The sequence below is a fragment of the Microvirga calopogonii genome (assembly GCF_003347665.1).
Taxonomy (GTDB): Bacteria; Pseudomonadota; Alphaproteobacteria; order Rhizobiales; family Beijerinckiaceae; genus Microvirga; species Microvirga calopogonii.
In genome coordinates, this window is the sequence record NZ_QDGA01000001.1 from 370,954 (window position 1) to 397,382 (window position 26,429).

Here is a 26,429-nt window from a genome sequence, read left to right on the forward strand (position 1 = left end):
CCATGGGGACGCGCGTGTCGTGACGGATATACGCAAGCAGCTTTTGGCGGCCTTCGAGGCGGAGCACCGGGAGCATCTTCAGGCGATCCGGGCCGCGCTCGATCACGCGGGTGGGGGCGAGATCGACCTGACCGACGTCTTTCGCCGGGCGCATAGCCTCAAGGGAGCGGCCCGCGCCGTCGACCTGCCGGCCGTGGAGGAAGTGGCCCATCAGCTCGAAGCGCTCTTCTCCCAGGTGCTCGAGGGCCAGCAGGCCCTGGACGAGCCCACCGTCGCCACGGTCAGGCAGAACCTCGACCTCATCGAGGATCTTGTCGCGGATGTCCTGAAGCTGCCGGAACGCCAGATGGCTCCGGCACCGGTCTTGAAGCCCGAGCCGATCGAGCCGGAACCGGCAGCCCCAAAGGCGGACGCGCCCGCCCCTGCCGATGCCGGCGCGGGGGCCTATCTCCGCGTCGCCGCCGATCAGATGGAGGAACTGTCCGATTCCATGCATCAGCTCCTGGCCGAGCTGCAGGCCGATGAGGGGATCGACGACGCGCTGCGGCAGATCGAGTTGGAGGTTAGGGGCCTCCGGCGAAGCTGGGATCAGCTTCACGCACAGGTCAACACGCTCAGTTCCGCAACACAGCGCGTTCCTGAAGGCTTCGGTTCCCGCAACAATCCATCCTTCGCCCCGCGCCTGCGCGATTTCGATCAGGGACTGAAGGCGCTGTTCCGCAGGCTGTCCGCCTTGTCTCGCGACAGGAGGCAGTCGAGCTGGTCCATCGAACAGGCGGCGCGTCAGGTTCGCGACAACATCGACCGTGTCTCCCTCGTCTCGGCCGAGACGGTTTTCGGCGGTTTCGGCCACATGGTCCGCGAGATCGCGCGCAAGGCCGGGCGTGACGTGAATGTGCGCAGCATCGGCCTCGACATCCAGGCGGACCGCCAGGTGCTTCAGGCTCTCAAGGATCCCGTGATGCACCTCCTGCGCAATGCGGTGAGCCACGGAATCGAACCGCCGGAGGAGCGCGTTGCCAAGGGTAAGGCCGAGCGGGCCGAGGTAATCCTGGAACTGGCTTCCCGCGGCGGGCGCCTGGTCATCAGCGTTCGCGACGATGGACGGGGCCCGAACTTGGCTCGGATCGAGGAGGTCGCCGTCGAACGTGGGCTGCTGCAGCCACGGGATGCCAGCCATCCGCCGCCGATGATGGACCAGCTCCTGTCCCTCGTCTTCGCCCCCGGTTTCTCGACGGCAGGCGAAGTCGACCGGCTGTCTGGCCGGGGCATAGGCCTGTCCGTGGTCGCGGAGGCCGTCCGCAAATTGCAAGGCTCCGTCCTGATGAGGCCGCGCTACCCACATGGGACGGAGATTCTTCTGAACGTGCCCTTCACGGCGGCGCGCCAGCCTCTGCTGCTCCTGGAAGCGGAGGAGCGGACGTTCGGCCTGCCGTCCCACGCGGTGGTGCGCCTCCTGCGGCTGCCTGCCGACGCGCTGGAAAGTGTGGAAGGTCGCCCCACGGCACGGATCGAGATCGGGGGACAGGACGTTATCGTCCCAGTCGTCGCCCTCGCAGCCCTGACAGGATCGCCCAATGCCCCCCTCCCCACCGAGGCTGGACACGTGAAGGCCGTGCTCGTCCGTCACGGCTCCCGCACCTGCGCGCTCGCCGTCAATACGTTCCACGATGTCCGGACAATGCTGGTCAGCGACATCCAGGCGGTCGGGCTCAACGAGCTGGTCTCGGGCACCGTTCTTTTGGAGAACGAAATGCCGGCCCTCGTGCTGAGCCCCGACAAACTGGTCGAGCACTGGGTGAAGAACGAGGGCAGTCTCGCGGCTGGGGGCCTCGGGCTTGCCCGGTGGGCGCCCGAGGAAGAGCGGCGGGCGCGGACGATCCTCGTGGTCGACGACTCCATCACCACCCGCACTCTCGAGAAGAGCATTCTGGAGGCGCAGGGCTACGAAGTCCTCCTCAGCGTCGACGGTATCGATGCCCTTCACGTCCTGCGTTCGGGCGAAGCCATCGTCGATCTCGTCATCGCCGACGTCGAAATGCCGCGCATGGACGGTTTCGGATTGCTGCAGGCGGTCAAGAACGATCCGCGGCTTTCCACTCTTCCGGTCATCCTCATGACGTCGCGGGCCGACCCGGAGGACGTGCGCAAGGGTCTCGATCTTGGCGCGAGCGCCTATATTACCAAGCAGAAGTTCGATCAACGCGAACTCTTGGCGACGATCGGGCAGGTGCTGTGAGTATCCGGCGATGAGTATGGCGTCTCAGCCACGGGTCCGTGTGATGGTCGTCGAGGATTCCCTCGTCGTCCGTCAGCTGCTCGTCCATATCATCGCCAGCGACCCCCGCCTCGTGGTCGCCGCCGCCGTCAGCTCGGCCGAGGAGGCCCTCCAGGAAATCGGCCGCGTGCAGCCGGATGTGGTGTCCATGGATATCCGCCTCCCGGGAATGGACGGTCTCGAAGCCACGCGCCGGATCATGTCGCAACACCCGACGCCCATCGTCGTCATCGCCGACAGCATCGAGGATTCCTCTCTCAAGATCTCCATGAATGCGCTGCGGGCCGGTGCGCTCACGGTGGTGGAAAAGCCCGTCGGTCTCTCCAGCGCCAATTATTCGGGGATTGCCAGCACCATCTGCACCCAGCTCTACATCATGAGCCAGGTACCGGTGGTCCGGCAGCGCTCGTTCGCGCCGTGGCGCGAGAGAACGGCCACCACGCCTCCCAGGCGCGATCCGGAATGGAGTGCGGCACGGCCGAGCATCATGGGGATTGCCGCTTCCACGGGTGGGCCGCCCGCCCTCTCCAAAGTCCTGGGCGCGCTGCCGGTGGACTTTCCGCTGCCGGTTCTCCTCGTCCAGCATATGGGCGCCCCGTTCATGGAGGGTTTCGCCTCCTGGCTGAACGGACTGCTGCCTTTGAATGTCCGTCTGGCACAGGATCAGGAGATCCCGGCCGCAGGCAATGTCTACGTGGCGCCCGGCGACCGGCACCTGCTGCTTTCCCCCGCGGGCACCCTGAAGGTGAGCGCCGAACCTCCCCTGGGCAACCAGCGGCCCTCCGCCACCATGCTGTTCCAGTCCATGGCCCGGTCCGTCGGCCGGAGGGGCCTCGGGGTCATCCTCACGGGCATGGGCGAGGATGGCGCGCAGGGCCTCGTCGAGCTGCGCCAAGCGGGAGGCTACGGGCTGGCCGAGGACGAAAGCACCGCCGTCGTCTATGGCATGCCCGCCGCTGCGGCCCGCCTGGGCGGCGTCAATGTCAGCCTGCCCCTCGACCTGATCGCTCCCCGGATCGTGAGGCTAGCGCGGGGAGAGGGCGAATGAGCGCCGGTTCCGTTGCGCAGGCCGCCGAGATCCTTCTGGTCGAGGATTCGGAAACCCAGGCCCTCCAGTTGCGCCATATGCTCGAGACGAACGGGTTCAACGTCTCCTGGCGCTCCACGGCGGAAGCGGCCCTCGACAGCCTGAACGAAAAGCTGCCCGACCTCGTCATCGCCGATTACCATCTGCCCGGCATGAACGGGGACGAACTGACCCGTCAGATGCGCCTCAACGTACGGACGCGGGCGATCCCGGTCATCATGCTGACGGAAGCCAGGGAGCGCACGGTCGAGCGCCAGGGCTTGGAAAGCGGCGCGGATGCTTACATCTCCAAATCCGCCGAGCAGGAACTGATCGTTCTACGGATCAAGGCCCTGCTGCGCCGGCGCTCGTCTCCCATCGGGGATTCACGGGAAGAGCGGCAATCCCCGAGTTTCGGAACATTCCGGCGGGCCTGCGTCCTGATCGTGGACGACAGCCCGACGCACCGCACCTACCTCCAGAACCTGCTGGCCCATGAGGGCTATGCGGTAACGCCGGCTTCAGAACCGGCCGAGGCCCTCCGGCTCGTCCGCAGGCTGGACGCCACCTGGGACTGCATTCTGGTCAACCTGCTCAGCCCGAGCTTCGACGGGGTCGAACTCTGCCGTCAGCTGAACCTCTATCGCGGCCTTGCGCCGCTTCCGGGCACCGACGCCCCCACCTTTGCCATCGTGGGCCTTGGCAACGAGGAGGGTGGAGACATCCTTTCGCGTGCTTTTGCTGCTGGCGTGGACGACATCGTCCCCTCCTCGGTGGAGGCGGACGTGATGCGCGTGCGCATCCGCGCCCTCGTCCGTCGAAAGCTCATGCAGGACGAGAACTGGCGCATTGAGGCGGAGCTGCGCGAACGGGAGCTGGCCCTCGCCAAGGCCCGGGCAGAAGCTGCCTCGGCGGAGGCGCTCGCCAATGCAAACCGCGAGCTGGCGGAAGCGAACGACCTACTCAAGGGTACCCAAGCCCAACTCGTCCAAGCCGCCAAGATGGCGTCCCTCGGTGAACTGGTGGCGGGTATCGCCCATGAGATCAACAATCCTCTCGCCTTCATCCAGGCGCATCAGGGGACCGTGGAGAGGCTGCTGACCGAAATCGCCGCGAAGCTCCCGCCGGAGGCCGGCCTCGAGCGGCAGGTGCAGAAATCGCGCGATCGTGTCGGCGCCATGAAGCTGGGCCTTGCCCGGATCCAGGAGCTCGTCCTCAACCTGAGACGCTTCTCCCGCCTGGACGAGGGCGACTTCCAGACGGTCAACGTGCCGGAATCGATCGAAACCGTCCTGGCCCTTTTGGGCCACAAGCTCGGCACCCGGATCGACGTGCGCCGCCATTACAACGCGGTTCCCGACCTCTACTGCTCGCCTGCGCTTCTGAACCAGGTGGTCATGAACATCGTCGGCAATGCCGCGGATGCGATCAAGGGAACAGGCGGCATAGACATTGAAACTGAGAGCGACGAGACAACCTATACCATCAAGATCAGCGATACAGGGCCGGGAATCCCAGGCGAATTGCGGGAGCGCATCTTCGAACCGTTCTTCACCACCAAGCCCGTAGGGTCTGGAACTGGACTTGGCCTCGCCATCGCTTATAGCGTCGTCCAAGCCCATAAGGGATCGATCGCGGTGGATAAGGGCCCCCAGGGGGGTGCCCGATTCACGATCACGATCCCGAGGCATATTGTTTCATGACCTTGACGAGCGAGATGAATTCACCCCATGGCACGATCCTGGTCGTCGATGACGAACCGGACATCCTGATTGCGCTCGAGGATCTGTTCGAGAACGACTATCGTGTGCTGACGGCCTCGTCGCCCATTCAGGCGCTCGACATCATCCGGCACGAGCCTGACATTGCCATCATCATCTCAGACCAGCGGATGCCCGAGATGCAGGGCGACGAGTTCCTGGCCCAGGCCCGTCATGAGACTGATGCCGATGCGATCCTTCTCACGGGATATGCGGATCTCAAGGCCGTTATCGGGGCGGTCAACAAGGGCCGCATCATGGCCTATGTGCCCAAACCCTGGGATCCGGCCGCTCTCGCCAACATGGTGGCTGCGGCCTACCAGCGGCGTATGCTGGCCCGAAAGCTCGACACGGAACGCGCGCTTCTGCGCGGGCTGATGGAAAGCACCGGCGACCTGATCTCGTTCAAGGACCTGGAGGGCCGCTTCGTCCGCCTGAACGCCAGCAAGGCGCGGAGCCTCGGCTGCAACACCGAGGATTGCCTGGGCCGCAAGGAGCGGGATTATGTCTCGCCGGAACGTGCCACCATGATCGAGGAGGCGGAACGCCGGGCCGTCGCGGCGCGCGCGCCCGACGAAGTGATCGAGGAGCGGACCGCTCCCGACGGCACGACCCAGTGGATCCTCATCAACCACATTCCCATCCTGGACGAGGCGGGAATCGTCACCAATCTGGCCACCATCGAGCGAGACATCACCGAGCGCAAGCTCATGGAAATGCGCCTGCGGCAGGCGGACAAGATGCAGGCTCTCGGCACGCTCGCGGGCGGCGTCGCCCACGACTTCAACAACCTGCTGATGGCCGTCCTCGGCAGCCTGGATCTCGCCTCCCGCCGGGCTCCCGACGATCCCCGGCTGAACCGGCTTCTGCAGAATGCCACTTACGCAGCGGAGCGGGGTGCCTCCCTGACCCAGCGGCTCCTTAGCTTCAGCCGCCAGCGCGACCTGCGGCTTCAGGCCGTGGACGTGAACCAGGTCATCACGGGCATGAACGATCTGCTGACCCGTACCCTCGGCGGCGTGATCCGGATCGAACGGCATCTGAGCGAGGCCCTGTGGACGGCAATGGTCGATCCGGACCAGCTCGAACTCGCGATCCTCAATCTGTGCATCAATGCCCGCGACGCCATGGCCGAGAATGGCGTTCTGACCCTCTCGACCCGTAACGAGATGGTGGAAGAAGGCAGGATTCCCGACTTGAGCGATGGCGAATACGTGGTGATCTCGGTCGCGGACACCGGCAGCGGTATTCCACCGGAGGTTCTGACCAGAGTGCTCGAGCCCTTCTTCACCACCAAGGAGGTGGGCAAGGGAACAGGGCTCGGATTGCCGATGGTCTATGGGCTGGCGCAGCAATCCGGCGGCACCGTAACCATCCACAGCACGGTTGGATCGGGAACGACGGTGGAGCTCTACCTGTCGCGCGCCGCCACGGAACAGAAGGAGGGGCCGCAGGAGAAGCCGGCGATTGCGCCCAATGCGCCCAAGGTGCGGATTCTTCTCGTCGACGACGACCCGGACGTTCGGACGGTCACGGCTGCCTACCTGACCGAAATGGGCCACCGGGTCGTGGAGGCCGCGGACGGATCGTCGGCCCTCGACATCCTGAAGGCGGACAATCAGCTGGATCTCCTCATTGCCGATTTCGCGATGCCCGGCATGACGGGAACCGACCTTGCCGGAAAGGCGCGGGAAATCCGGCCCGGTCTCGGAATCCTGCTCGTGACGGGATATGCCGATCCGAAGCGACTGCCGGACGACTATCTGATGCTCCACAAGCCCTTCAGCCGCGCCGATCTGGCCGCAAAGGTAACCCAGGCGGCTCGCCTGGATCAGGAGCACGGCTCCTCCATCTGACCTGTCCTCGGGAGCCGCAGATTATGGACAAAAGGTGTCCAGGGGGTTTTGGCTCAAAACCGCTCGAAATCGCGGAAAATTGACTATTAGCCTGCCGATTCCCTCTGCCCCAACGGCAGAAAATGGTAAATTTCCTTTAAAAATTATCCATTGTTTCATGGACAGATTGACATTATCGGGGCTTCGCACCTTAACTCCGTCACAGAACGGCCATGAGTAGAGCCGTCTCAGAGGACTAGGTAATGAAAAAATCAGCCCTTTTCGCAGCCATCTGCGTTCCGGCCTTCTTGGCCGCCGCTCCGCTGGCCGCCAAGACTCTCGTGTACTGCTCCGAGGGCAGCCCGGAGAACTTCTATCCAGGCGTGAACACCACCGGCACATCCTTCGATGCCAGCACGCAGGTTTACAGCCGCATCGTGGAATTCGAGCGCGGCGGCACGAAGGTGACCCCCGGCCTCGCCGAGAAGTGGGACGTGTCCGCTGACGGCACGGTTTACACCTTCCACCTGCGCAAGGGCGTGAAGTGGCACAACACGAACAAGAACTTCAAGCCGACCCGCGACATGAACGCCGACGACATCGTGTTCATGTTCGAGCGCCAGTGGAAGCAGGACAACCCCTACTTCAAGGTGACGAGCCCGAACCACTCCTACTTCGACGATATGGGCATGCCGAAGCTGCTCAAGTCGGTTGAGAAGGTGGACGACTACACCGTGAAGGTGACGCTGAACCAGCCGGAAGCTCCGTTCCTGGCCGACCTCGCCATGGAATTCGCCGCTGTTCAGTCCAAGGAATATGCCGATGCCATGCTGAAGGCTGGCACCCCGGAGAAGATCGACCAAGAGCCGATCGGCACGGGCCCGTTCTACCTGGTCCAGTACCAGAAGGACGCCATCATTCGTTATAAGGCCTTCCCGGAATATTATGGCGGCAAGGCGAAGATCGATGACCTCGTGTTCTCGATCACCCCGGACGCTTCCGTCCGCTGGGCCAAGCTCCAGAAGGGCGAATGCCATGTCATGCCGTATCCGAACCCGGCTGACCTCGAGGCCATGGGCAAGGATCCGAACGTCACAATCCTCGACCAACCCGGCCTGAACATCGGCTACCTCGCCTACAACACCACGAAGAAGCCCTTCGACGACGTGCGCGTCCGTAAGGCTCTGAACATGGCCATCAACAAGAAGGCCATCGTCGACGCGGTGTTCCTCACGAGCGGCGTTCCGGCCAAGAACCCGATCCCGCCGTCCATGTGGTCGTACAACGACTCGATCAAGGACGACCCGTTCGATCCGGAAGCAGCCAAGAAGCTCCTGGCCGAGGCAGGCTACCCCAACGGTCTTGAGACCGACCTGTGGGCCATGCCGGTTCAGCGTCCCTATAACCCGAATGCGAAGCGTATCGCCGAGCTCATGCAGGCCGACCTCGCCAAGATCGGCGTGAAGGCTGAGATCAAGAGCTTCGAGTGGGGCGAGTACCGCAAGCGCATGCAGGCTGGAGAGCACCAGATGGGCATGCTCGGTTGGACGGGCGACAACGGCGACCCGGACAACTTCCTGCACACCCTGCTCGGCTGCGCCTCGGCGCAGGGCAACGGCTCGAACGTGGCGAAGTTCTGCTACAAGCCGTTCGATGATCTCGTCACGAAGGCGAAGATCACGACCGATCAGGCCGAGCGTACGAAGCTCTATCAGCAGGCTCAGGTGATCTTCAAGGAGCAGGCTCCCTGGTTCACGATCGCTCACGCTGTGCAGCTGAAGCCGGTTCGCAAGGAAGTCGTGGACTTCAAGCTTTCGCCCTTCGGCCGCCATACCTTCTATGGCGTGGACATTAAGGGCAAGTAAGCTTTCTTTCCCGCAACCCGGCGGAGCGGCCTTGGCGGCCGCTCCGCCTTTTTTCCATTTTGGCTATGCTTCGATTCATCCTTACCCGCGTCAGCCTGATCATTCCGACCTTCATCGGAATCACGCTGCTCGCCTTCTTCCTCATCCGCCTCGTCCCCGGCGATCCGATCGAGACCATGGCCGGCGAGCGCGGCATCGATGCCGCTCGCCACGAGCAGCTCCGCAAGGAATTCGGCTTCGACCGGCCGCTCATGGTTCAGTACGGCATCTACATCTCGCACGTGCTGCAGGGCGATCTGGGCAAGTCCATCGTGACACGGGCATCCGTGCTCGAGGAATTCAAGTCCCTGTTCCCGGCTACCGTGGAGCTCGCTGTCTGCGCCATTCTGTTCGCGCTGATCATCGGCATTCCGGCAGGCATCATTGCGGCGGTCCGACGAAATTCGATCTTCGATCATGGCGTAATGGGAATATCGCTCGCAGGATATTCCATGCCCATCTTCTGGTGGGGCCTGATCCTGATCCTTCTTTTCTCGGTGCAGCTCGGCATCACGCCCGTTTCAGGTCGCATCGATGTGCTCTATTACATCGAGCCAGTCACTGGTTTCCTCCTGATAGATACCCTTCTCTCCGACGAGCCGGAAGCCTTCTGGTCGGCGGTGAACCACCTGATCCTTCCCACCATCGTCCTCGGCACGGTACCCCTGGCGGTGATCGCCCGTATGACGCGCTCGGCCATGCTCGAGGTCCTGGGCGAGGATTACATCCGCACCGCCAAGGCCAAGGGTCTGCCCCGGTTCAGGATCATCGCCCTGCACGCCCTGCGCAATGCGCTTATCCCCGTCGTGACGGTGATCGGCCTGCAGGTCGGCGTGCTGTTCACCGGCGCCATCCTCACCGAGACGATCTTCTCCTGGCCCGGCGTCGGCAAATGGCTCATCGAGGCGATCTTCCGCCGTGACTATCCCGTGCTCCAGGGCGGCGCCCTGCTGCTCGGCGTTGTCGTGATGAGCGTGAACCTTCTCGTCGACCTTGCCTACGGCCTTATCAATCCTCGCATCAGGCATACGCGATGACCACAGAAATCATGGAAGCTCCGGCTGTCGCTGCTCCGACAGCCACCCCGCCCCACCCGCTGCGCGAGTTCTGGAGCTATTTCAGCGCCAACCACGGCGCCGTTGCCGGGCTCGTCGTGATCGTCGCGGTGGTGCTCGTGGCGCTGCTCGCCGACGTGATCGCTCCGCACTCGCCCTATCTCACCGACACTACCATCGCCCTGAAGCCGCCGTTCTGGCAGAGCGGCGGCTCGTTCGCCTATCCGCTCGGAACCGACCCGATCGGCCGCGACATCCTTTCGCGCATGATCTACGGCGCGCGCCTGTCGCTCCTGATCGGCATCGTGGTGGTGACGATCTCCATCATCATCGGCACCGTGCTCGGTCTCGTCGCGGGCTTCTTCCGCGGCCTGATCGAGATCTTCATCATGCGCCTGATGGACATCGTCCTCACCATGCCGAGCCTTCTGCTCGCCATCGTGATCGTGGCAGTGCTCGGGCCCGGCCTGATGAACGCCATGCTGGCGGTCGCACTGGTAATCCTGCCGCATTACGTGCGCCTTGCCCGTGCGGCGGTGATCACGGAAACCTCGAAGGATTACGTGACGGCGGCCCGCGTGAGCGGCGCCGGCACGATGCGCCTGATGTTCAAGGAAGTGCTGCCGAACTGCACGGCTCCGCTGATCGTTCAGGCTTCTCTCGGCATCTCGACCGCCATCCTGGATGCCGCAGCGCTCGGCTTCCTCGGTCTCGGCGCGCAACCGCCGTCGCCCGAATGGGGCACCATGCTGGCCGATGCCCGTGAATTCGTGCTCCGCGCCTGGTGGGTCGTGACCTTCCCTGGTCTCGCCATCCTGATCACGGTGCTCGCCTTCAATCTTCTGGGCGACGGTCTTCGCGATGCCCTCGATCCGAAACTGAAGAGGTCCTGATCATGGCGCTTCTTGAAATCGAGAACCTCGTCGTCGAATTTCAGACCTCGGCCGGCATGTTCCGGGCGGTGGATGGCGTGTCGCTCAGGGTCGACGAGCGCGAGGTCCTGGCGATCGTCGGCGAATCCGGCTCGGGCAAATCCGTCTCGATGCTCGCCGTGATGGGCCTCCTGCCGTGGACCGCGAAGGTGACGGCCGACAAGATGGCCTTCAACGGGCGCGACCTTCTCACCTTGTCCGATTCAGAGCGGCGCAAGATCGTCGGCAAGGATATCGCGATGATCTTCCAGGAGCCGATCGCAAGCCTCAATCCGTGCTACACGATCGGCTTCCAGATCGAGGAAGTGCTGCGTTTCCATCTCGGTCTCGGGCGCCGGGAGCGGCGCGCGCGCGCCATCGAGCTTCTGACCTTGGTCGGCATTCCCAATCCCGACGAGCGCCTGAGTTCGTTCCCGCACCAGATGTCCGGTGGCCAGTGCCAGCGCGTGATGATCGCCATGGCCATCGCGTGCAATCCGAAGCTCCTGATCGCCGACGAGCCGACGACTGCGCTCGACGTCACGATTCAGAAGCAGATCCTGGATCTTCTCGTGAAGCTTCAGGCCGAGCACGGGATGGGCATGATCATGATCACCCACAACATGGGCGTGGTCGCAGAGACCGCCGATCGGGTCGTGGTCCAATACAAGGGCCGCAAAATGGAAGAGGCGGATGTTCTGACGCTGTTCGAGAGCCCGCGCAGCAACTACACGAAGGCTCTCCTGGCCGCGTTGCCCGACAACGCGACGGGCGACCGACTGCCTACCATCGCCGATTATTTCAAGGACGGAAGCGAGATCGCCGGAGCGGCCGTATGATGAGTGTTGTTCTCGAAGCCCGAAACATCGTCCGGGATTACCATGTTCCTGGAGGCCTGTTCTCCAAGGGCCGAACCGTTCATGCCGTCAAAGGCGTGAGCTTCACGGTCGAAAAGGGGAAAACCCTCGCCATCGTCGGCGAGAGCGGCTGCGGCAAGTCCACGCTCGCGCGCATCCTCACGCTGATCGACCCCGCGACATCCGGTGACCTTCTCATCCAGGGCAACAAGGTCGACATCGCCAAGGGAGACCTCACGAAAGATCTCCGGCGCGAAGTGCAGATCGTGTTCCAGAACCCCTATGGCTCGCTCAATCCCCGCCAAAAGATCGGCGACGTGCTTGGCGCGCCGCTGATGATCCATGGCAACGTGCCGGCGGCCGAGCGCCGCGAGCGTGCCATGGCGATGCTGAAGAAGGTCGGCCTCGGCGAGGAGCATTACAACCGCTATCCCCATATGTTCTCCGGCGGTCAGCGCCAGCGCATCGCGATTGCCCGCGCGCTGATGCTCAATCCGAGCCTGCTCGTTCTCGACGAGCCGGTTTCCGCACTCGACCTTTCGGTCCAGGCGCAGGTGTTGAACCTGCTGGCCGATCTCCAGGACGAGTTCAACCTGACTTACGTCTTCATCAGCCATGACCTGTCGGTGGTGCGCTACATCGCCGACGACGTGATGGTGATGTATTTCGGCGAAGCCGTGGAATACGGAACCCGCGACGAAGTGTTCTCGAGCCCGAAGCACGACTATACCAAGACGCTCTTCGCCGCGACGCCGCGCGCGGATCCCGCGAGCATCAAGGCTCGTCTGGCACGCAAGAACGCGGCCTAAAGCATCGAACGCAAAAGTGGGAACCGGTTTTGCGTGGAGAGATGCGACACAACAAAAACTTAGCACATCGGACGTGAATTCGAATTCACGCCCGATGTGCTAACAGCCATCAGGCCGGCAACGGCAGTCGCTTGACTGCCGTTGCCTCTTCGACAGCCGGCGTGTTGGCCGGCTCCGGCAGATTTTCCTCGCCGGTCGCCGTTTTCAGGCACTGCACCACGGCATCCCTTAAGGATGAGACGTAGAAATTGGCGCCGAGCGTCGCACGCATCGTCTCGCTTTTCAGGACCGCATCCTCAGCCGGCCAGAGACCGACCAGGGCAGGCGCCTTCGCCTTCTGCTTGAGACGGCGCAGCAGATAGCGCAGGTGCGCCGGCGTGCCGCTGATCTCCAGGTAGCTGATGCACACCATCTGCACGCCGGTCATGTCGAGATTGAAGATCTCCCGGCGCGACACGGCCGAATGCGGAATGACGCGGGTACCGAGGCCGTGCTTGTTCAGGAGTTGCGACAGCATCTCCGATGCGGCTTCATCGAGCGGCCCGCGGCCGGCGACACAGAGGATCGCGCCATCTGCGCGCCAGGCCTCGGGGATGTCGCTTTCTGGCGGCATCGGCTGCGCGATCGCCGGCTCCTTGTTGTCGGGCTTCTCGCTCGCGGGAGACGCAACCGGCTCGTCCTTGGTCTCGTGCGGATGCGGCTCCACGTCGTTATGGGCACTAAGATCCTGCACCAGTGCTCGGATCACATCCTTGACCTGATCGAGCTGACGCTGGGTGAGAACGCCGCGCGTCGCATCGTTGGCCGCGAGCTGAAGACCTTTGAGTGCGACTTCGTCGTAATAGGATGTGAGCGAGCGTTCCTTGAGCAGGAGTTCCGCCGAATCCAGCGCCTCGTCCGGGTCCCCGGCCAGCATGCGCTGGTAGAGGTTCTCGGCCGGCGTCAATGCGGGCCTGTCGCCGAGAAGAACGTCGAGAAATTCGAGCCGCTCCACATGCCGGCCCAGCACCACGAGGCAAAGGGTCAAGGGGGTGGCGATGAGAAGGCCGACAGGGCCCCAGAGCCAGGTCCAAAAGATGGCCGAGATGACCACCGAGAAGGGCGAAAGGCCCGTGCTCTGTCCATAGACGATCGGCTCGATCACATGGCCCATGAGCGGCTCGCCGATCAGGAACAGCGCCATGGCCATGAGTGCCATGGACCAGCCGGGATCGACGGCAGCGGCCAACAGGATCGGCGGCAGGGCGGCGAGAAACGAGCCGATATAGGGCACGAAGCGCATCAGCGCGGCAAAGACGCCCCACAGCACGGGGCTGGGCACGCCGATCAGCCACAGCCCGATGCCGGCGACGACGCCGAATGCGGCGTTCAGGGCAAGTTGGGTCAGGAAGTACCGGCTGAGCCGGCGCGCCGCATCGTCCATGGCGACCGTGGTGCGATGGAGATCGCTCGCCCCGAACAGGCGAATCATCCGGTCGCGCAGGTCTTCCCGCTGCATGAGGATGAAGACGAGCACCACGAACACGATGCCCATGGTGGCAAGCGGCCCGAGCACCGGCAGCAGCACGTCCCGAGCCATCTGGAACGGGGTCGGCTCCGGTTCGTGGACTTCGACCGGCAATGGGCCAGGCGCCTCTGCCGGCGTCGATGCCGGGGCCGCCGATGCGGCAGGCCTCGCGGGCGCCTGGTCCGGCGGCGGCTCCGCGACGGCGCGGTCGAAGCGGCGGCCGAAATCCTTCAGGAGCGCCGGCAGCTTCCCGAGAGTTCCCTCACGAAGCGAGCCGACCTTCGTTTCGATGGTGGTCTGGTAGCGCGGCAGGTCGCTCGCCAGGCCTGCCAGCTGGAAGCCGATGACCGTTCCGAGAGAACCGATGATCCCGAGTGCAACCAGCACGGCAACGATGACGGACGGAACCCGCCCGAGACGCCACCGGCGCAGCACCTCGACGAAGGGAGCCAGTACGAAAGCCAGCAGAATCGCCATCACGACGGGCAGGAAGACTTCCCGGCCCACATAGAGGCCTGCGAGCACCACGACCCCAACGGCCAAGGTCATAAGTCCGGAGAGCCCAGGAACGGCGGGCGGCTCGATCTCCGTTTCCGAAGGAGGCAAGGTGGGAGGGCCAGGACGCATTTAAGGGATCTCTGCTGGGCCGGGAGACTCTCTCGCCGACCTGCGAACAACGCCCTCGGCGGCCAAACGATCCTTGAGCGTGGCAATATGGTCGGCCAGCCTGAGAGGAGCTGGGACCTTTTGCCATCTATATGCCCGGGAAGCGCATCCCATCTCATGAGAATCCCGAGCCCTACCCTCAAGTCCCAACCTTCATGCCGCTCACCAGACGCAATCTCCTGATCGGGGCAGTCTTGGCTGCCTCTTCGACAGCTCACGCCCAACAGGACAAGCCGAACGCAATGCCCGTCACGACCCAGCGAAACAGCTTTAACAGCGGCGGCAAGGCCATTGCCGTCGAGACCTTCCAGGCCGCAGGCTCCTCGCCCCGCCCTGCGGTGCTGATGCTGCACGGGGCCGATGGCCTGAGCTACAACACGCAATATCGCGAGGGCGCTCGCAATGTGGCGGCGGCGGGCTACCAGGTTCACCTCGTCCACTACCTCGACCGGACCGGCGAGAAGCGGGCTTCCTTCGGCACTCTATTCCAGAACTTCATGCCCTGGATGGACACGGTCCGGGATGCCCTCGCCTTCGCGTCGAGCCAACCTTATGCCGACCCGCATCGCATCGGCATCGTCGGCATCTCTCTCGGGGCGGCCCTCGGCCTTGCCGTGGCGAGCACGGATCCCCGCGTAAAGGCGCTGGTGAACTATTTCGGACCGCTGCCGCAGGGGGCGATCGCCACCACGTCCACGCTGCCGCCGACCTTGGTCCTGCACGGCGCGGCCGATCCCATTGTGCCGGTGGCGAACGCCTATGCGGTCGAGGCCCTGCTGCGCCAACAGAACGTGCCGCATGAGATCAAGGTTTATCCCGGTCAAGGCCATGGCTTCAGGGGCAAGGCGGAGGACGATGCGTCCGCCCGGTCCCTGGCCTTCCTGCAGCGATATCTGGCCGGCGCGGATGCCTCCCCAGGTTCGCGGGCCCTTCCCGTAGGCGGTTGAGACGACTAGAACTTGCAGCTCGACGATCATCAGGCAGGAGCGACCATGACGGCTTCAGACACGGCTCTCGCAGGCAATCCCCTTCTCGCGCAGTGGACCACCCCGTTCGGGATCCCGCCCTTCGAGAGCATCATGCCGGAGCATTACAAGCCTGCCTTCGATGCGGCGCTCGCCGAGCAGCAGGCGCAGATCGCGGCCATCGCCGACAGCGCCGAGGAGCCCAGCTTCGCCAACACCCTCGAAGCGCTGGAAAAGAGCGGACAGGCCCTGAAGAAGGTCGGCGGCGTGTTCTTCAATCTGGCCGGTTCGCATACCAACGATGCGATCCAGGGGGTGGAACGCGAAATGGCGCCGGTCCTCGCCAAGCACCGCAACAGCATCTTCATGAACGAAGCGCTCTACAAGCGCGTAGCGGCTCTCTACGACAAGCGCGCCAGCCTCGGCCTCACACCCGAGCAGGCCCGCGTTCTCGACCGCTACCACACCATTTTCGTGCGCGCCGGCGCGAAGCTCGGACCGGACGAGAAGAAGCGTCTCGCCGCCATTACCGAGCGGCTGGCAAGCCTCGGCACCCAATTCTCGCAGAACGTGCTGGCGGACGAGAAGTCCTATCAGCTCGTTCTCGACGGCGAGGCGGATCTCGAAGGCCTTCCCTCTTTCCTGCGCGAAGCGGCCGCACAGGCCGCCGAGGAGCGCGGGCTGCCGGGCAAGCATGTGATCACCCTTTCACGTTCCAGCATCGAGCCCTTCCTGCAATTCTCCAAGCGTCGCGATCTGCGCGAGCAGGCCTTCAAGGCCTGGGCAGCGCGTGGAGACAACGGCAATGCGACCGACAACAAGGCCATCATCGCCGAGACGGCGGCTTTGCGTGCGGAGCGCGCGAAGCTTCTCGGCTACGAGACGTTCGCCGATTTCAAGCTCGCCGACACCATGGCCAAGACGCCCGACAACGTGCAGAAGCTCCTGACCGACGTCTGGACGCCGGCCATTGCCCGAGCCAAGGGAGAACGGGACGACCTGCAGGCGCAGGCTCAGTCCATCGGCGACAACATCGCGATCGAGCCGTGGGACTGGCGCTACTATGCCGATCAGGTCCGCATGGCGCGGCACAACCTCGATGAAGCAACCATCAAGCCGTACTTTCAGCTCGACCGGATCATCGAGGCCTCGTTCGAGACGGCCAACCGGCTCTTCGGCCTCAGCTTCAAGGAGCTGAAGGACTTCCCCCGCTATCACCCCGACATCCGCGCCTGGGAGGTGGTGGATGCGGACGGCAATCCTGTCGGCACCTTCATCGGCGATTACTTCGCACGTCCGTCCAAGCGAAGCGGCGCATGGATGAGTGCCTTCCGGTCGCAGGAGAAACTCACCGGCGACGTTCGGCCGATCATCGTCAACGTGATGAACTTCGCCAGGGGCGCCGCGGGCGAACCGTCGCTCCTGAGCTTCGACGATGCGCGGACCCTGTTCCACGAGTTCGGCCACGGCCTGCACGGCCTGCTCTCGAACGTGACCTATCCGCTGCTCGCAGGCACGGCCGTGTCGACGGACTTCGTGGAGCTTCCCTCGCAGCTCTATGAGCACTGGCTGTCGCAGCCTGACATTCTGCGCCGTTACGCGACCCACTACCGGACCGGCGAACCGATTCCGGAAGAGCTTCTTGCCCGCCTGATGGCTGCGCGCAACTTCAATCAGGGCTTCGCGACGGTCGAATACCTGTCATCCGCTTTCGTCGATCTGGAACTCCATCGCCGCAAGGATCTCAAGAACCTCGACGTATCGGCCTTCGAGGCGCAAACGCTTGAGAAGATCGGCATGCCGCGCGAGATCATCATGCGCCACCGCACGCCGCACTTCACGCATGTCTTCTCAGGCGACGGCTATTCATCGGGCTATTACAGCTATCTCTGGTCGGAGGTGCTGGACGCGGACGCGTTCACGGCCTTCGAGGAAACGGGCGATGCCTTCGACAAGGACATGGCAGACAGGCTGAAGCGCTTCATCTATTCCGCCGGCAACCTTCGCGATCCGGCCGAAGCCTATACGGCCTTCCGTGGACGCCTGCCCACGGCCGACGCGCTTCTCGCCAAGCGCGGCTTGGCGACGATCGTCGAAGACGCGTGAGAAAAGCAGACGATGGGCCGCGAAAGCGGCCCGTCACGCAGTGCCGGTCGCAAGCTCCCTCGACCGCTTGAGCGCGTAGAAGCGAATCTTGACGATTCGCGATGTTTCCTTGGGAGGTGTCTGGGGCACGGGCATGGGACGCAATACGCTCTTCAGGAAAGCCGCTCCCTTCGGATCGATCTCCAGGGCTTTCGCATCGAGCACCGGCATGGGGACTGTCCCTTCTTGGTTCGTGTCTGACCGGGAACGCAACGCCTACAAAGAAGAACAACCCCACTACGGCAAAGTTCCCTCCGTCAGCGAGAGAACCGGAGTTCGCTGATCTGCCGGGAAACCTGTCCGGGCGGCAGGATAGACGATGGAAAATGGGCATTATTGGGGCTGTCTGGAAAACGCTGCGGTTCCAGGCAGAGTCCGGCATGCCGCCCATACTGGACGCCACCTAAACCTCTGACAGGGAGATCGATCAGATGCCCGTCGTAGAACTGGACTCCGGGCTCCGTGGTCCACAGCTCCATGGCGAGGCCGTTCCGGCGTGACGCCAGTGTTGCCGCGTGGCGAAGATCGCCATAGGGGCCGCGCAGGACATAGTTGATGTCGTAGAGCGTATGCGCCGTACCATGGATCGGTCGTGACGTCGTGAAGTCGTAATCGGTACCCGCCACTGCCGTGATCTCGCCTGTGGGAATGAGATCGGGCCGGGTCGGCGTGATGTAATCGCCTGCGATCGTCAGCTCGTGCGAGGAAATGTCGGGGCTGCCGTCGAGGTTGAAATAACCGTGGGTGGTGAGGTTGACCGGCGTCGGCTTGTCGCTCGTCGCCTCAAGCTCGATCCGCAGGCGTGACGACGGCAGGAGCGTGTAGGTGCAGGTCGCCAGGAGACGGCCCGGATAGCCCATGTCGCCGTCTTCCGACACGAGGCTCAAGGTCACGCTGAAGGGCGTCTGGTCGACGATGCTCCAAACTCGCGATCCGAAGCCCTTGGTGCCGCCGTGGAGCTGGTTCTCGCCCTCGTTGGCATCGAGCTGGTAGGTCCTGCCATTCAGGTTGAAACGCGCCCTGCCAATTCGGTTGCCATAGCGTCCGACGATGGCGCCGAAATACGGGGAATGGGCGACGTAGTCCTCGATGGAGTTCAGCCCCAGCACGACCCGCTGGGAACCGCCCGCGACCTGCACGCTCAGGTCCCGCACCACGGCCCCCCAGGTGAGAACCTTCGCCTCCATGCCGTCGGGTCCTTGCAGCGAGACCTGCAGCACGTCCTGCCCGTCGAGGGAGCCGAAACGCTCGATGGTCATGTTTCCTTACCCCTCGAAAATGTGAGCCTGCAGGCCCCGGATACCGCCGGTCTCGACCTTGAAGAGATGGCCTGCCATCGGATCGATATGAGGATCGTGGCCGATGGCGGCCGTGGTGATGTAGAGCGTGGTGAGATCGGGGCCGCCGAAGGCGCACTTCGTCACCTGGGCCGTGGGAACAGGCACGATGCGCTCCACCGAACCGTCCGGCGCGAATCGGGTGATCCGCGAAGCCCCCCAGTGGCAGACCCATATATAGCCCTCCGCATCGACCGCCATGCCGTCGGGATGGGCCCATCCCTCGCCGAAACGGACGAAGGGGCGAGGCTCGCCGATCCGGCCGCCTTGGACGTCGAGGACGTAGACCGTGCCGTCGACCGTATCGGTCGCGTAGAGCTTTTGCCCGTCCGGGCTGAAGGCCGGGCCGTTGGTGACGATGATGCCGGAATGGAACTGGGTCAGCTCCTTGCCGTCCCAACGCCAGAAGGCCCCGGAGCCCTCCTTCTCCTCGTCGTCCATGGTGCCGAAATAGACGGCGCCGTCCGGCCCCACATGGCCGTCATTGATCCGGTTGTTCGGCTTGTCGCTGTCGGGCGACACGATCGGCTGCACTTCGCCAGTCTTGAGATTGAAGCGGGCGAGACCCGACTTGAAGCCGGCGATGACCACATCCTGGTCGGGCGTCAGGGCAATGAAGCCGATCCGCTCAGGCGCATCGACGCGGAAATGCTCCTTGGTGTCCGGGTGATACCGCCAGATTCCGGGATTCTTGATGTCGACCCAGAACAGGGTGTCGGACCGGTAGTCCCAGACAGGCCCCTCGCCCAGGATACAGGCACTTGCCACCGCCACATGGGGCGTTTCCGGATGCACGGCTGGATGTGTCATGTTTTTTCCCCTTGTAAGGCGGATTGTATGCTTCCGCGCTCCTGCCGGTAACTCCGGGCGCTTGCGATGGGTCCCGTCAGGCCGCCGCGCTTCCGGTGATTCGATCCGCTAGGGCGACGAGGCTCAGGTCGGACCCGGCGGGTCCCATGATCGACAGCCCAAGCGGTGCCCCGGACCGGGAGGCGAGCGGGATCGAGACCTGAGGCAGGCCCGACAGCACCGACAGGCAGAGCAGGTTGAGGGCGTTGTTGCGGTAGTCGTTCAAGGATTCGTCGCTCTCCGAGAGCAGCGGCGCGATGTCCGGCATGGTCGGCAGGATCAGGACCGCATCGTCGGCCAGAAGCGCGCTGAACCGCTTGCGGAAGGCCGCCCTTATCACCTGGGCCTCCGCAACTTGAGCATCGGTCACCGCTTTCGAGAAATCGAACCGGTCGGCCACGCCGGGACCGAGAGGCGGGTGGTAGCGCTCGATCATCGGCCCGTCGACATTCCAGGCCTCCCGGCTCTGGATGTAGCGCATGGCCCAGTAGAGGGCCGTGAAGCCTTCCGATGCCACGTCGGTCGGCTCGGGCCGCCCCAGCACCGTCTCGGCTTGACGCAGGGCCGGCGCGAGCGCGTCCCGAACCTCTCGCTTGAGCAGGGCAAATGCATCCTGCGCCAGGAGCACCCTGGGGCTCTGCGGCAAGGGAGCGCTGTCCGGTCCGAGCAGGACCTCGCCGACGCGCACGAAGGTAGCGCCGTCACGGGTGAAGTACCCGCAGGTGTCGAAGGAGGGCGCCAGGTCATGGCAGCCTTCGAGGCTCACCCGGCCATGCGTGGGACGGATGCCGAAGAGCCCGCAATGATTGGCCGGCGCCCGGACGGAGCCGCCCGTATCGGTGCCGAGGGCGAAATCGCACATTCCGTTCGAGACAGCCGCCGCCGAGCCCGAGGACGAGCCGCCCGGAATGCGATCGGGCGCACCGCCGTTCACCGGCGTGCCGAAATGGGCGTTCTTGCCGCTCATGGAGAAGGCCAGCTCGTCCGTGATCGTCTTGCCGACGAGCCGCGCGCCCGAATCGAGAAGCTTCTGGACCGTGGGCGCCGTCCGGGACTTGATGCCCGACATGGCGAGCATGTGGGGCGATCCCGCACTGGTCGGATAGCCCGCCACGTCGAACAGGTCCTTGGCCGCGAAGGTCAGGCCCGAGAGCGGGCCGCTCGGAGCATGGGGGACTGGAACGGCCGGGTAAGGCATGAAAGCATGGGCGGGGTCGCGGTCGAGGAACATGGGGCCCGTCTGGCTCTGAGGAACGAAGGCGGCGAATGTGTCATTGCCTCCATGCTTCAAGCAAGCCAGGAAATCGCGAAGCGCGGCAGTTTGGACTTTCTTCGAACCTGGAATGGCCCTAAATCCAGGCAGGCTCTCGATGGCAAGGAACGCGCAATGGCGAAGATTTCAACGATCCGCTGGCTGGCTCTGGGAGCGGCGCTCGCGCTCGGAGCACCATCGGTTCACGCGCAGCAGGCCCCGATCAAGATCGGCGAGCTGAATTCCTACGCCCGGCAGGCGGCTTTCACCGTACCTTACCGGAACGGCTGGCAGCTGGCCCTCGACGAGATCAACGCCAAGGGCGGGGTTCTCGGCCGCAAGATCGAGATCGTATCCCGCGAGGACGGCGCCACCACGGGCGACGCCACCCGCGTGGCGGACGAGCTCGTGAGCCGTGAAGGCGTGTCGCTGCTCTTCGGCTCGTTCCTGTCGAATGTGGGCGTGGCCATGGCGGATTTCGCCAACCAGAAGAAGATCGTCTACATCGCCGCCGAGCCCCTGACCGACGCCATCACCATGGCGCAGGGCAACCGCTACACGTTCCGCATCCGGCCCAACAACACCATGCAGGTCGGCATGCTGGTCGATCAGGCCAAGGCCTCGGGGGCGAAGCGCTGGGCCATCGTGGCGCCCAACTACGAATACGGCCAGTCGGCCGCGCAAGCGTTCAAGCGCCTGATCCAGGAGCGCGTGCCCGGCGCCGAGATCGTCGCCGAGCAGTATCCGGCCCTCGGCAAGATCGAGGCCGGCGCCACCGTGTCGGCCCTCGAACAGGCCAAGCCGGAAGGCATCTTCAACGTGCTCTTCGGTCCCGATCTCACGCAGTTCGTGCGCGAGGGCAACACGCGTGGCCTCTTCGAGGGCGCGACGGTGCTGTCACTCCTCACCGGCGAGCCCGAATGGCTCCTGCCCCTGAAGGACGAGGTGCCCGAGGGCTGGACGGTGACGGGCTATCCCTGGGACCAGATCACCGAGCCCAAGCACAAGGCCTTCGTCGACGCCTACCGGGCCAAGTACAACGACACGCCGCGTCTCGGCTCGCTCCTCGGCTACATGGTCGTCTACATGATCCGCGACACCCTCGAGCGCGCAGGCTCCACGGACACGGAAGCCGTCATCAAGGCGCTCGAGGACGCGAAGTTCGACACCGTCATCGGCCCCGTCACCATGCGCGGCATCGACAACCAGTCCACCATGGGCGCCTGGGTCGGCAAGCTCGCGCTCAAGGGCGCCGCGGGCGGCATGACGGACTGGACCTACAAGGACGGCACGTCGTTCATGCCGACCGAGGCCGAGGTGAAGGCGGTGCGGAAGGATTGACGCGCCTTCACCCTCCCCTTGAGGGGGAGGGTCGACCGAAGGTCGGGGTGGGGTGGCACCACAACAGAAGACCAGTCATGTCGAACATCGACCGCTTTAGACGCGAAAGAGCAAGGAAGCTTCGCTCGAATGCCACCGAGCCGGAGCAGAACCTCTGGCGCGCCTTGAAGGCCATCCCCGTCTACGGCAGTCACTTCCGGCGGCAGGTTTCCATTGGCCCCTATGTGGCGGATTTCGCCTGTTTGAAGGCGCGTCTCGTCATCGAACTCGACGGCGGTCATCATTCGCAGGACGATGTCGCCGCGAAAGATGAGGCCAGAACGCAATGGCTTGAGAAGGAAGGCTATCGTGTCGTTCGGTTCTGGAATGCCGAATTGAGCCAGAACATGCCCGGCGTTCTCGACAGCATATACGCGGCCTTGTATGGCTCGCCTCAAGCGGAAGCCGTCGCGCTTCCCACCCCACCCCGGCCTGTCGGCCGACCCTCCCCCTCAAGGGGAGGGTGAATAGTGGATCCCTCCTTCCTGGCCGTTCAGGCCCTGAGCGGCCTCTCCAGCGCATCGTCGCTCTTCATCACGGCCTGCGGCCTGACCATCGTGTTCGGCGTCACGCGGATCGTGAACTTCGCGCATGGCTCGCTCTACATGATCGGCGCCTATACGGCCGCGACCCTGGTGCCGCGCCTGCTCGAACTCTCCTTCGGGTCCCTCACCTTCTGGGCCGGAATCCTGGCCTCGGCCGTGATCGTCGGCCTCATCGGCGTCATCATCGAGGTGCTGCTCCTGCGCCGCATCTACGGCGCACCGGAACTGTTTCAGCTGCTCGCCACCTTCGGGGTCGTGCTGGTGGTGCAGGATCTCGTGGTGCAGGTGTTCGGGCCGGAGGACATTCTCGGCCCCCGGGCTCCGGGACTGCGCGCGCCGGTCGACATTCTCGGACGGCGCTTTCCATCCTATGAACTCGTGCTGATCGCCGCCGGCCCCGTGGTGCTGGGGCTCGTATGGCTTCTCCTGCGCAGGACACGCTTCGGCGTGCTGGTGCGCGCGGCCACGCAGGACCGCGACATGGTGGCGTCGCTCGGCGTCAATCAGGCGATGCTGTTCACCGGCACCCTCTTTCTCGGCGCCTTTCTCGCCGGGCTCGGCGGCGCGCTCCAGATCCCGCGCGTCTCCGCGAATACCGGCATGGACCTCTCCATCATCGCGGAAGCCTTCGTGGTCACGGTGGTCGGCGGCATGGGGAGCGTGCCCGGCGCGTTCCTCGCGGCCCTCGTCATCGGGCAATTGCAGGCCTTCGGCATCCTGATCTTTCCGAAGAGCACCCTCGTGGTGGTGTTCCTGCTTATGGCGGTGGTGCTGGCGATCAGGCCCTACGGTTTCTTCGGACGCGCCGAAATCATCGGCGGAACCCACGCGGTGGGGATCGCCAGCCGCAAGCCCCTGCCCGGCCGTCCGTTCATCCTCCTCACCGTCATCGCCCTTCTCGCCTTTTTTCCGCTTGTGGCCGATGCCTATCTGCTCAAGGTCGCGACCGAGATCCTGATCTTCGCGCTCTTCGCCTTCAGCCTGCAGCTCCTCATCGGGGTCGGCGGGCTCGTGAGCTTCGGCCATGCGGCCTTCTTCGGCCTCGGCGCCTATGGCTCGGCCCTGGCGGTCAAATGGTTCGGCACCTCGATGGAGGCGGCCCTTCCGCTCGGGCTTGCGCTCGCCGCCCTGGGGGCAGCGCTGATAGGCGCCTTCGTAGTGCGCCTGTCCGGCATCTACCTCGCCATGATGACGCTCGCGGCGGCCCAGATCCTCTATGCGGTCGCCTTCCAGTGGGTCGACGTGACCGGCGGCGACAACGGCATCGTCGGCGTATGGCCCTCGTCCTGGGTCTCCGGGCCCGTGCCCTATTACCTCCTGACCGCCGCGCTCACGCTCATGGCGGTGCTGCTGCTGAAGCGCATCATCGACGCCCCCTTCGGCTATGCCCTGCGTGCAGCCCGCGACTCGGAACCCCGGGCCGAAGCGATCGGCCTGAGGATCCGGCAGCACCGTTGGCTCGCCTTCGTCCTGTCCGGCGCGGCGGCGGGGCTTGCGGGTGGGCTCTATGCCTTCTCCCGCGGCTCGGTGGATCCGAGCCTGCTCGGGATCTCGACCTCCGTCGATGCGCTGACCATGCTGCTCCTCGGCGGCATTCAGACCGTGACGGGGCCGCTCGTCGGCGCCGCTGTCCTGCATTTCCTGCGCGACCTCATCATGCCGCTCACATCGCACTGGCGCCTGATGCTGGGCCTGAGCATTATCGCCATGGTGCTGATCTTCCCGCGTGGCCTTGCCGGCACGATCCAACATTGGCACGAGGAGCGGGCATGACGCTTCTGGCCGTGAAAGACCTGCAGAAATCCTTCGGCGGCGTCGTGGCGGCTCGCGGCGTGACGTTCAGCGTCGAGCGCGGCGAGATGCTCGCCCTCATCGGTCCCAACGGTGCGGGCAAGTCCACCGTGTTCAACATGGTCGGCGGCCAGCTGAGGCCCGATCACGGCCAGGTTCTGCTCGACGGACAGGACATCACCCATGCGGCGCCGCAGAAGCGTTTTCGCCGCGGCGTGGGGCGCACCTTCCAGGTGGCCCAGACCTTCCTGTCCATGAATGCCGCCGAGAACGTGCAGATGGCGCTGATCAGCGGCCATCGGCGAAGCCTCGGCCTCTGGGCGCCGGCCCGGGAGCGGTATCGCGAGAAAGCCGTCGAACTGCTCTCGCAGGTGGGCATGGCGGAGGCGGCGGACATGCCCTGCTCGGCGCTCGCCTATGGCGACGTGAAGCGCGTGGAGCTCGCCATCGCGCTGGCCGGGGAGCCCAAGCTTCTCCTCATGGACGAGCCCACGGCCGGTATGGCGCCCCGCGAGCGGGCGGAGCTGATGGACCTCACGGCCTCCATCGCGGCCTCGCGGGGGATCGGCGTCCTGTTCACCGAGCACGACATGGACGTGGTCTTCGGCCATGCGGACCGGGTTCTCGTGCTCCTGCGGGGCCAGATCATCGCTGCCGGGACGCCCGACGAGATCCGCCGGGACGAGCAGGTGAGACGCGCCTATCTCGGTGACGAGCACGCCTTGGAGCGGCCGAAAGGACTGAGCCCCGCATGAGACGAGAAGCGCTGCTCGACATCCGGAATCTCGACGCCTTCTACGGCCGGGCCCAGGTGCTGTTCGGCCTCTCGCTCCATCTCTATCCGGGCGAGGTGGTGGCGCTGGTCGGCCGCAACGGCGCCGGCAAGACCACGACCCTTAAGGCCATCATGGGCTTGGTTTCCGCCACAGCCACCCATGCGACCTTCAAGGGGCATTCCCTGGGGCGCCTTCCCACCTACAGGATCGCCCGCCTGGGGCTCGGCTACGTGCCGGAAGACCGGCGCATCTTCACCGATCTCACCGTCGAGGAGAACCTGGAGACGGGACGCCGTCCGGCCGGGGACGGGCGCCAGCCCTGGACGCCCGAACGGCTTTTCCGGCTCTTTCCCAACCTGGCCGAGATGCGCGGGCGGCGCGGCAACCAGATGTCGGGGGGCGAGCAGCAGATGCTCTCCATCGCCCGGACCCTCATGGGCAATCCGGACGCGATCCTGCTCGACGAACCGTCCGAGGGCATCGCCCCGGTCATCGTCCAGATGATGGCGGAGGCGATCCGGGCCATGAAGGCCGAAGGGGTGGCCGTGCTCCTCTCGGAGCAGAACTGGGCCTTCGCGGCCGGCATCAGCGACCGGGCCTACGTGATCGAACGGGGGGAGATCCGCTTCCAGGGCACCATGACCGAGCTGATGGCCGACGAGGCGCTGCGGTCGGAAACCCTCGGGATCTGATGCGCTAACCCGTTGACGGACCGGGCCGAAAGGACGATATCAGCCCATC

General features: G+C 64.6%; 21 protein-coding genes. 16 read left to right on the forward strand and 5 right to left on the reverse strand.

The genetic code is table 11. From position 1 onward, the window contains the following. Positions 1-19 precede the first annotated feature (19 nt). The 9 genes from DDF70_RS01710 (at position 20) to DDF70_RS01750 (ending at position 12,475) form a co-directional block, all read left to right on the forward strand. A complete protein-coding gene (locus DDF70_RS01710; protein ID WP_114943121.1) occupies positions 20-2,239 on the forward strand; it encodes a hybrid sensor histidine kinase/response regulator in 2,220 nt (739 codons plus the stop codon). A 10-nt stretch (positions 2,240-2,249) separates the two neighbouring features. Then, positions 2,250-3,326, forward strand: a complete 1,077-nt coding sequence (gene cheB / locus DDF70_RS01715) for a chemotaxis-specific protein-glutamate methyltransferase CheB (protein ID WP_114943122.1) — start codon at positions 2,250-2,252, stop codon at positions 3,324-3,326. Further along, complete coding sequence (locus DDF70_RS01720; RefSeq protein ID WP_114943123.1) at positions 3,323-5,047, forward strand: response regulator; 1,725 nt, start codon at positions 3,323-3,325, stop codon at positions 5,045-5,047. Before cheB ends, DDF70_RS01720 begins: the two co-directional genes overlap by 4 nt. Next, positions 5,044-6,960, forward strand: coding sequence for a response regulator (locus tag DDF70_RS01725; protein WP_114943124.1), 1,917 nt, complete (start codon positions 5,044-5,046; stop codon positions 6,958-6,960). The genes DDF70_RS01720 and DDF70_RS01725 overlap by 4 nt, the downstream gene beginning before the upstream one ends. Positions 6,961-7,202: 242 nt before the next feature. Then, positions 7,203-8,804, forward strand: a complete 1,602-nt coding sequence (locus tag DDF70_RS01730) for an ABC transporter substrate-binding protein (protein WP_114943125.1) — start codon at positions 7,203-7,205, stop codon at positions 8,802-8,804. Positions 8,805-8,869: 65 nt separating this feature from the next. After that, the gene (locus DDF70_RS01735; protein ID WP_114943126.1) at positions 8,870-9,880 is read left to right on the forward strand and encodes an ABC transporter permease subunit; all 1,011 of its coding nucleotides are present in this window, start codon (positions 8,870-8,872) and stop codon (positions 9,878-9,880) included. Next, the gene (locus DDF70_RS01740) at positions 9,877-10,791 is read left to right on the forward strand and encodes an ABC transporter permease subunit (protein ID WP_114943127.1); all 915 of its coding nucleotides are present in this window, start codon (positions 9,877-9,879) and stop codon (positions 10,789-10,791) included. Before DDF70_RS01735 ends, DDF70_RS01740 begins: the two co-directional genes overlap by 4 nt. A 2-nt stretch (positions 10,792-10,793) precedes the next feature. After that, a complete protein-coding gene (locus tag DDF70_RS01745; RefSeq protein WP_114943128.1) occupies positions 10,794-11,648 on the forward strand; it encodes an ABC transporter ATP-binding protein in 855 nt (284 codons plus the stop codon). Then, positions 11,648-12,475, forward strand: a complete 828-nt coding sequence (locus DDF70_RS01750) for an ABC transporter ATP-binding protein (RefSeq protein ID WP_114943288.1) — start codon at positions 11,648-11,650, stop codon at positions 12,473-12,475. The genes DDF70_RS01745 and DDF70_RS01750 overlap by 1 nt, the downstream gene beginning before the upstream one ends. Positions 12,476-12,584: 109 nt before the next feature. On the opposite strand, the gene DDF70_RS01755 is transcribed toward DDF70_RS01750, so the two are convergent. Further along, the gene (locus DDF70_RS01755) at positions 12,585-14,609 is read right to left on the reverse strand and encodes an AI-2E family transporter (RefSeq protein WP_114943129.1); all 2,025 of its coding nucleotides are present in this window, start codon (positions 14,607-14,609) and stop codon (positions 12,585-12,587) included. Positions 14,610-14,890: 281 nt separating this feature from the next. Between DDF70_RS01755 and DDF70_RS01760 the strand changes: the two genes are divergently transcribed. Both DDF70_RS01760 and DDF70_RS01765 read left to right on the forward strand, forming a co-directional pair. Further along, on the forward strand, positions 14,891-15,595 hold the full coding sequence (locus DDF70_RS01760) for a dienelactone hydrolase family protein (protein ID WP_114943289.1): 705 nt from the start codon (positions 14,891-14,893) through the stop codon (positions 15,593-15,595). Between the two features lie 45 nt (positions 15,596-15,640). Continuing rightward, positions 15,641-17,719 (forward strand): M3 family metallopeptidase, encoded by a 2,079-nt coding sequence (locus DDF70_RS01765; protein ID WP_114943290.1) that lies wholly within the window; start codon positions 15,641-15,643, stop codon positions 17,717-17,719. Positions 17,720-17,752: 33 nt separating this feature from the next. Here DDF70_RS01765 and DDF70_RS36350 read toward each other — a convergent pair whose 3' ends face one another. From DDF70_RS36350 to DDF70_RS01780, 4 genes are all read right to left on the reverse strand, one after another. After that, the gene (locus tag DDF70_RS36350) at positions 17,753-17,929 is read right to left on the reverse strand and encodes a hypothetical protein (protein ID WP_162820183.1); all 177 of its coding nucleotides are present in this window, start codon (positions 17,927-17,929) and stop codon (positions 17,753-17,755) included. A gap of 86 nt (positions 17,930-18,015) precedes the next feature. Then, entirely contained in the window at positions 18,016-19,017 is a 1,002-nt protein-coding gene (locus tag DDF70_RS01770) for an aldose epimerase family protein (RefSeq protein WP_114943130.1), read from the reverse strand. A gap of 6 nt (positions 19,018-19,023) precedes the next feature. Then, positions 19,024-19,905 carry an SMP-30/gluconolactonase/LRE family protein gene (locus DDF70_RS01775; RefSeq protein WP_114943131.1) on the reverse strand — a complete coding sequence of 294 codons (882 nt, stop codon included), beginning with the start codon at positions 19,903-19,905 and terminating at the stop codon, positions 19,024-19,026. 76 nt (positions 19,906-19,981) lie between these two features. Continuing rightward, positions 19,982-21,175: an amidase gene (locus tag DDF70_RS01780; protein ID WP_114943132.1), complete on the reverse strand. Its 1,194-nt coding sequence runs from the start codon at positions 21,173-21,175 to the stop codon at positions 19,982-19,984. Between the two features lie 156 nt (positions 21,176-21,331). Between DDF70_RS01780 and DDF70_RS01785 the strand changes: the two genes are divergently transcribed. From DDF70_RS01785 to DDF70_RS01805, 5 genes are all read left to right on the forward strand, one after another. Then, positions 21,332-22,537, forward strand: a complete 1,206-nt coding sequence (locus tag DDF70_RS01785; protein WP_114943291.1) for an ABC transporter substrate-binding protein — start codon at positions 21,332-21,334, stop codon at positions 22,535-22,537. Positions 22,538-22,614: 77 nt separating this feature from the next. Next, a complete protein-coding gene (locus tag DDF70_RS01790) occupies positions 22,615-23,043 on the forward strand; it encodes an endonuclease domain-containing protein (protein WP_170316013.1) in 429 nt (142 codons plus the stop codon). Positions 23,044-23,046: 3 nt separating this feature from the next. Then, complete coding sequence (locus tag DDF70_RS01795) at positions 23,047-24,894, forward strand: ABC transporter permease (protein ID WP_114943133.1); 1,848 nt, start codon at positions 23,047-23,049, stop codon at positions 24,892-24,894. Continuing rightward, the gene (locus DDF70_RS01800; protein ID WP_114943134.1) at positions 24,891-25,667 is read left to right on the forward strand and encodes an ABC transporter ATP-binding protein; all 777 of its coding nucleotides are present in this window, start codon (positions 24,891-24,893) and stop codon (positions 25,665-25,667) included. The genes DDF70_RS01795 and DDF70_RS01800 overlap by 4 nt, the downstream gene beginning before the upstream one ends. Continuing rightward, on the forward strand, positions 25,664-26,380 hold the full coding sequence (locus DDF70_RS01805) for an ABC transporter ATP-binding protein (protein WP_114943135.1): 717 nt from the start codon (positions 25,664-25,666) through the stop codon (positions 26,378-26,380). The genes DDF70_RS01800 and DDF70_RS01805 overlap by 4 nt, the downstream gene beginning before the upstream one ends. Positions 26,381-26,429: the final 49 nt, after the last annotated feature.